At 64.1% G+C, this 6382-nt stretch carries 7 protein-coding genes; 3 read left to right on the top strand and 4 right to left on the bottom strand.

Annotation, left to right across the window (positions count from 1 at the left end):
- A partial coding sequence (locus tag AUC71_RS08490; protein ID WP_069623920.1) for a response regulator occupies positions 1-336 on the top strand: 336 nt, incomplete at its 5' end.
- 23 nt (positions 337-359) lie between these two features.
- On the opposite strand, the gene ligD is transcribed toward AUC71_RS08490, so the two are convergent.
- From ligD to AUC71_RS18680, 4 genes are all read right to left on the bottom strand, one after another.
- Complete coding sequence (gene ligD, locus AUC71_RS08495; protein ID WP_069623921.1) at positions 360-2930, bottom strand: DNA ligase D; 2571 nt, start codon at positions 2928-2930, stop codon at positions 360-362.
- 3 nt (positions 2931-2933) lie between these two features.
- The gene (ku, locus tag AUC71_RS08500) at positions 2934-3806 is read right to left on the bottom strand and encodes a non-homologous end joining protein Ku (RefSeq protein WP_069623922.1); all 873 of its coding nucleotides are present in this window, start codon (positions 3804-3806) and stop codon (positions 2934-2936) included.
- A 120-nt stretch (positions 3807-3926) separates the two neighbouring features.
- Entirely contained in the window at positions 3927-4823 is an 897-nt protein-coding gene (locus AUC71_RS08505; protein ID WP_069623923.1) for a hypothetical protein, read from the bottom strand.
- Positions 4745-5191, bottom strand: a complete 447-nt coding sequence (locus AUC71_RS18680) for a hypothetical protein (protein ID WP_141701559.1) — start codon at positions 5189-5191, stop codon at positions 4745-4747. The genes AUC71_RS08505 and AUC71_RS18680 overlap by 79 nt, the downstream gene beginning before the upstream one ends.
- Before the next feature lie 200 nt (positions 5192-5391).
- On the opposite strand from AUC71_RS18680, the gene AUC71_RS22320 reads away from it, so the two are divergent.
- Positions 5392-5904 (top strand): SDR family NAD(P)-dependent oxidoreductase, encoded by a 513-nt coding sequence (locus tag AUC71_RS22320; protein WP_069623925.1) that lies wholly within the window; start codon positions 5392-5394, stop codon positions 5902-5904.
- Complete coding sequence (locus tag AUC71_RS22325) at positions 5856-6278, top strand: SDR family NAD(P)-dependent oxidoreductase (RefSeq protein ID WP_069623926.1); 423 nt, start codon at positions 5856-5858, stop codon at positions 6276-6278. Before AUC71_RS22320 ends, AUC71_RS22325 begins: the two co-directional genes overlap by 49 nt.
- Positions 6279-6382: the final 104 nt, after the last annotated feature.

A 6382-nucleotide genomic window follows, 5' to 3' on the forward strand; every position in this document is an offset into this window, starting at 1 on the left:
CTGCTGGTCGAGGACGAGGCCCTGGTGGCGATGCTGATCGAGGATCAGTTGATCGAACTCGGCTTCGAGGTGGTCGGACCCGCCGCCACGGCCAGCCAGGCGATAGCCCTTTGTGAGGACGAGCATCTCGATGGCGCGGTCCTGGATATCAATCTCGGTGGCGGGCAGCGCTCCGATCCGGTGGCGGAATGGTTGACCAGGCAGGGCATTCCGTTCGTGTTCGTGACGGGCTACGGCCAGGCCGGCGTCGACGGCCGTTTCGGCCATGCGGCCGTGCTGCAAAAACCGTTCACGCTTCCCGAGCTCCGCAAGGTGACCTGGGAACACTTCGGCTAGGCAGCCGTCAGCCGGGCCTCCCCTCAGTCAAGGCCGAGCGCTTTTTTCGCCTTGGCGGTGATCGACTGCCGGGTGGTGAAGAAATCCTCCCAAGGGTCGGTCTTGAGACGCTTCAGCCGGGCGGGCAGGGTCTCGACGTCATAGGGCGCGCCGCTGTCGAGACGCTTCAGCTCGTCCCAGCGGAGCGGCGTGGCGACCGGCGCTCCCGCCTTGGCGCGGGTGGAGAAATTGCAGATCGACGAGCCGCCGCGTTGGTTGCGTAGATAATCGACGAAGATTTTGCCGACGCGCGTGCGCTTGAGCGGATTGGCCGTGTAGCGGTCCGGCCGCGCGGTGACCAGCGCATCGGCGACCGCCTTGGCGAACGCTTTCACCTCGTCCCAAGCCGCCTTCGGCGTGAGCGGCGCGACCAAATGCAAGCCCTTGCCGCCGGTGGCCTTGAGGAAACTCTTGAAGCCGAGCTCGGCGAGAAAGTCCCGCACCTCTTCGGCCGCGGCGCGCAACACCGCGAAGTCGAGATCCTCGTCCGGGTCGAGGTCGAACACCAGACGGTCGGGCTTGTCGATCTTCTTTAGTGACACGCCCCAGTCATGGACCTCGAGGGTGCCGATCTGCGTCAGCGCGAACAGCCCGTCCTCGTTCTCGATATAGAGATACGGCTTCTTGGTCTCGCCGCCGGGGATGGCAACTTCCTTGATCGCCTTGCTCATGCCCTTCATGGCGTGGCGCTGGAAGAAGCGTTCGCCGTCGACGCCTTCGGGGCAGCGCACCAGGCTGATGGGCCGCTTGGCCACATAAGGCAGCATGACCGAAGCGACGCTCTCGTAATAGCGCGCGAGGTCGAGCTTGGTGAAGCCGATGTCCGGATAGAGCACCTTGTCGGGGCTCGACAGGGTGATAGCGCCGAAACTCACGTCGCTCGTCTTCGCGGTCTTTGTCTTAGCTGACGCGCTCTTCGTCTTTGCCGGCATCGCGGCCTCCTGAGTGTCGTTGCCCTCGCGGATCACCGCGCGCGCCGGCTTGTCCTCGCGCAAACCCTGAAAGCTCGGATGGCGCAGGCGCCCGTCCCGCGTCCACTCCGTGAAGTTCACCGCGCAAACGAGTTCGGGTCTGAGCCATACCGCGCCCTTGCGCTCGGGCCCCGGCACGCTCTCGAACGGCGAGGTCTTGCGGATGAGCGGCTTGAAGCGCGCGGCCAGCGCCTTCAGATCGCGCGCATTGAAGCCGGTGCCGACCTTGCCGGCGAAGATGAGCGCCTCGCCGTCATAGACGCCGAGCAGGAGCGCGGAGAACGGCTTGCCGCGCACGTCGGATTCGGCGAAGCCGCCGATGACGAACTCTTGCGACCTCGTGCACTTGACCTTGAGCCAGCTCTTGCCGCGGCCGGAGCGGTAGGGCGCATCGGCGCGCTTCGACATGATGCCTTCGAGCTGCGTACTGCAGGCCTTGTCGAAAAAGGCGGGACCGTCGCCCAGGACATGGTCGGAATAGATCAGAAAGTCCGACACGCCGTTCGCCGCCATCAGCTTGCGCAATTTTTCTTTGCGTTCTGAGAGCGGTTCTTTGCGCAGATCCTTGCCGTCGAGAGATAGAAGATCGAACGCAAAATAGCGGATTGCCGGATCGGGCTTGTCGATGTGCTCTTGCAGCGATTTGAAGTCGGTCACCCCCGAAGGCAGCACATAGGCGGCCTCGCCGTCGATCAGCGCGCTCTCGCAAGGAAGCGTCAGGACCGCCTTGGCGATCGCCGGAAAGCGCACGGTCCAGTCGAGCCCGCTGCGGCTGAACAGGGTGACCTCGTCGCCCGCCTTGCAGGCCTCGATGCGGTAGCCGTCATATTTCAGCTCATGCAGCCAGTCGTCGCCCGCGGGCGCGCGCGTTTCGAGCGTGGCGAGCTGCGGCTCGACGAAGGGCGGGCGCCTCTTTGCGCGCGAGCTTGCCTTTGCCGTTCGCCTTTTTGGTGCCGGAGTTTTTTTTTGAGCCTTGTTGGAAGACCACACGGCGGAGTCGGCGCCGGTCTCGATCTCGTCCATGGTGCGCCCGGTCTTGACGCTGGTGTCGTACTGCTCGGTGGGCTCCTCGCCGTCGCCGGCATAATCGTCGCGCTTCTTGATGAGCAGCCAGTTCTCCCGCTTTCCGCCGGTGCGGTCCTTCTTCATGCGCACCAGCACGTAGTCGCCGTTGAGGCGCTTGCCGTGCAGCCGGAACTTGAGATCGCCCTTGGCGAGACCCTCGTCCGGATCGCCGATCGGCTCCCAGGTGCCTTCGTCCCAGATCATCACCGGCCCGCCGCCATATTCGCCCTTGGGGATGACGCCTTCGAAGCCGCCATATTCGAGCGGATGGTCCTCGGTGCGCACCGCGAGCCGCTTCTGCGCGGGATCGAGGCTCGGGCCGCGTGTCACGGCCCAGCTCTTGAGCACGCCGTCATGCTCCAGGCGGAAGTCGAAATGGGTGCGCCGTGCCGCGTGTTTCTGGATGACGAAGCTGTCACCCTTCTTGCGCGCACGCTTCGCACCCGGCTCGGGCGTCTTGGCGAAGTCCCGTTTCGCCTTGTACGTGGCAAGGGGGTCGTCGCTTCGCGCGCGCACCATCTCTTAAGCCGATTTCCGCTTCGCGGGTCGTGCGGTCTTCTTTGACGAGCGCGATGAGGACGACTTCTTCGCGCTTGTTTTTGCGGTCCGGCCGCCGCTCTTGCCCTGCTGCACGCTCTTCTTCAGGGCATCCATGATGTTGATGACCTTGGCGCCGCCAGGCTGCTCGGTGACGATCTCCGGCGCGCGATCCTCGAGCTTGGCTTGGATCAGCTCCCACACGGCCTCGCGGTACTCGTCCTTGAACTCCTTGGGCTCGAACTTGCCGGCCTTGCGCGTGACGAGCTCCTTGGCGAGATCGAGCGCTTCCTTGTCGACCTTGACCTCGGGAATTTCGTCGAACAGCTTGTCCGCCGGCCGGATCTCGTTCGCGTGACGCAGCACTTCGAGCAGCAGACCCTTCTCGAAGGGCTTGATGGCCGCGATGTTGCCGTGGCCGCGCAGGATGAACTGACCCACGCCGATCTTCTTCGTCTCTTTGAGCGCGCGATGGAGGAGCACGTAGCCCTCGTCGGCCATGTCGCCGTCGGGCATCAGGTAATAAGGCGTTTCGAAGTAGCGCGGGTCGATCGCGTCCTCGTCGACGAAGCGCGCAAGATCGATGGTCTGCTTCGATTCGAGCTTCAACTCGTCGACCTCCTTGTGGTCGATCAGGACATATTTGCCCTTCTCGTACTCATAGCCCTTGGTGATCTCCTCATTCTCGACCGGCCCCACGCTCGGCGCGATCTTCTGGTAGCGGATGCGCTCTCCGGTCGGCTCGTGGATCTGGTGGAAGGCGATGGACCGCTCCGACGACGTCGCGGCGTAGAGCTTGACCGGGATATTGACCAGCGAGAGCCTGAGATAGCCGGTCCAGAAAGCGCGCGGTGCCATGCGCCCTACTCCTCGAAAAAACGCATAAAACCCGCCCGGCGCCGCCGCTAAGGCCGCCCCAGGCAAGGGGAACTCCGACCCTCTCCCCGGATTTCGCCCGGAAATCCTCAGGGTTTGGGCTCAGCCCCCTATCTTATAACCGTTTTCCTTAAGCATAAGTTCGAGCGCCTCTGGGAAGGCCACTCGCCTGGTCTCGCCCGGACAGTCTCCGGCCTCGTCGCGTTTCCCGTCGCAGATGTCGAGCCCCCAGTCGGTCTCGCGGTCGTAATATTTGAGCATCAGGGCCCAGGCCTGCTTGCCCTCGCCGAGCCTGATCTTCTGAGCCACATAGCCCGCCAGGAAGCCATTCACCTCCTGCTCCGGTACCCCCACGATCATGTTCCTAAGCCAGGCGGCATGGGCCGGCTTGAAGCGGGGCGCGGCGCTCACATCTTTTATCTTGCCGTTCTCAAGCGCGAGCACCTGGAGCGGCGCCTCCGAGCAGGCGTAGCAGGCAAAGGCATAGAGAAAGGCATTGTCCCGGGTCTCGAACTCGAACGTGCCGTCGCCGTCGAGATCGAGCGCCAGCATCGGGCCGCCATCGAATTCTCCGACGTCGAGCGTGGTCCATTCGGACCCGTCCGCGTTGCTCGTGACCACATGTGTCGCCGAACAGCAATGGGCGCCGCCGGTGAAGAACGACACCACCACCTCTGGAAAGGCGTTGCTGGGGTCGAGCTCGGCGATCTGAATACTGACCGGCGGGTTTGAAACCCCGGCACTCGGCCCTTCGAGCGTGGCCACTACGCGCGGCCCGGCCGGAACCGGAGGCTCGGCGGCGGCGTCTGCCTCCCCCTCGCCGCTTTCGCTCGCGCCTTGCGGCTGATCCAAGTCAGGCGTCGGGGTCTCGGTCTCCTCGGGCGCCGCGGTCTTGGGGTTCGGATCGTCGAAATAGACGGTCACCACTGCCCTGCGCCATGCCGTCTCGCCAAGATCGAACTCGCCCGGAAGCATCGCCTCCTCGGGAATGTCCTCCAAAGGAATCTCGCCCCCCGCCAGTGCTCGTCCACGGCGGGGCTCTCCACCGCAGCGTCGTCGGCCTCGCCCGGCAGGTCATTGTGCTTGGGCTTCTCTTCCGGCTGGGGCTCTTCCTCGACATAGGTCAAGGTCACCCGCAAGGGACCGGAGGAGATTTCATCATCGAGGGCCGGCAGGCCATCCTCGCCGCCGCCCGCCACGATCTTGGGGGATTTGTCGACCGTGCCGATCTCAGGCGCCTCGAGATATTTAGCATCCGCCGCACGGACCGCCTCGCCGAGGCTCTGCTCCGCAGCGGAGGCGGAGGCCAGCCAAGCGACGCCAAGAGCCCCGAGAAGGGGTAAACAGAGGTAACGAATTATCGACATTGCGCTGCACACTTCCAATCCGGCAAACAGAGGCTTGACATGACCTTGGCAAACTCTAACGCGGTGTCCGAGCCGGTCCCAACCGATTGGGGCTGGCACGGTTACCGGCAGTGGCCGCACCTGCTTGCAACCATTTGTGTTAGGTGATTGCTTGCCGGCGCGGTTGACCCTGTTGGGTATTGAGCCTCCCAAAAGTGGCGGTGGATAGACATGACGCGCGTGACGATCAACCGGAGCTTGCGCCTGCCGCCGTGATCACCGGCGCGACGCAAGGGATCGGGCGCGCGCTGGCTGAGGAGTTCGCCAAGCACGGCCACACGCTACTGCTCGTGGCGCGCAACGAAGAGGCTTTGGCCAAGACCGCGCGCGAAATCGCGTCCGCCCATGACGTGCCGGCTCACCATGCCGCCTGCGATCTCGCCACGCCGGAAGGCTGCGATCAGCTCGTTGAGGTCCTGCGCACGAAAGGCCTCTATTGCGAATCTCTTGTCAACAACGCCGCCATCATGACGGCCGGCTTCTTCCAGGACCAGGACCGGGAGCAACTTCTCAAGATTGTCGATCTGAATGTGCGCGCCGTGGTGGACCTGACGCGCGCCTCCTGCCCGACATGCTGGCGCGCGACAAAGGCGGCGTCCTCAACGTCGCTTCGTTGGAAGGGTTCATGCCGGTGCCCTATCAGGCGACTTACGCCGCCACCAAGGCGTTCATGATCTCATGGAGCCGGGCGCTCGCGTGGGAAGTGTTCGGTTCGAGCGTGCGCATCTGTGTCGTCGCGCCCGGCCCGATCGAGACCACCATGCACGAGAAGGCCGGTGCCGAGCATTCGCGCTACATGGTCTATTTTCCCCGCATGACCCCCGAAGCGATGGCCGAAGCCGCCTACCGGCGCTTCATGCGCGGCAACTGGGTGATCATCGAGGGGTTCCTGAACCGCGTCGTCGCCGCAGGCGTCCGCTTCATTCCGGGCATCATGCTGATCCCGGCCGTCGGCTGGTTCTTCCGGGTGCGCGACGCCGAAGGCAATCTGCAATGGCCGGAGGGTTGGAAAGGGCCGACCGGACAGGACGCGGCCAAAAAGAAGTGAGGCAAAACGCCTCTGGAGAGGCTTGAAGTCTTGGAAATGGTGGAGCCGGACGGGATCGAACCGACGACCTCAGCAGTGCGATTGCTGCGCTCTCCCAACTGAGC

This window comes from Methyloceanibacter marginalis, from assembly GCF_001723295.1.
GTDB lineage: Bacteria > Pseudomonadota > Alphaproteobacteria > Rhizobiales > Methyloligellaceae > Methyloceanibacter > Methyloceanibacter marginalis.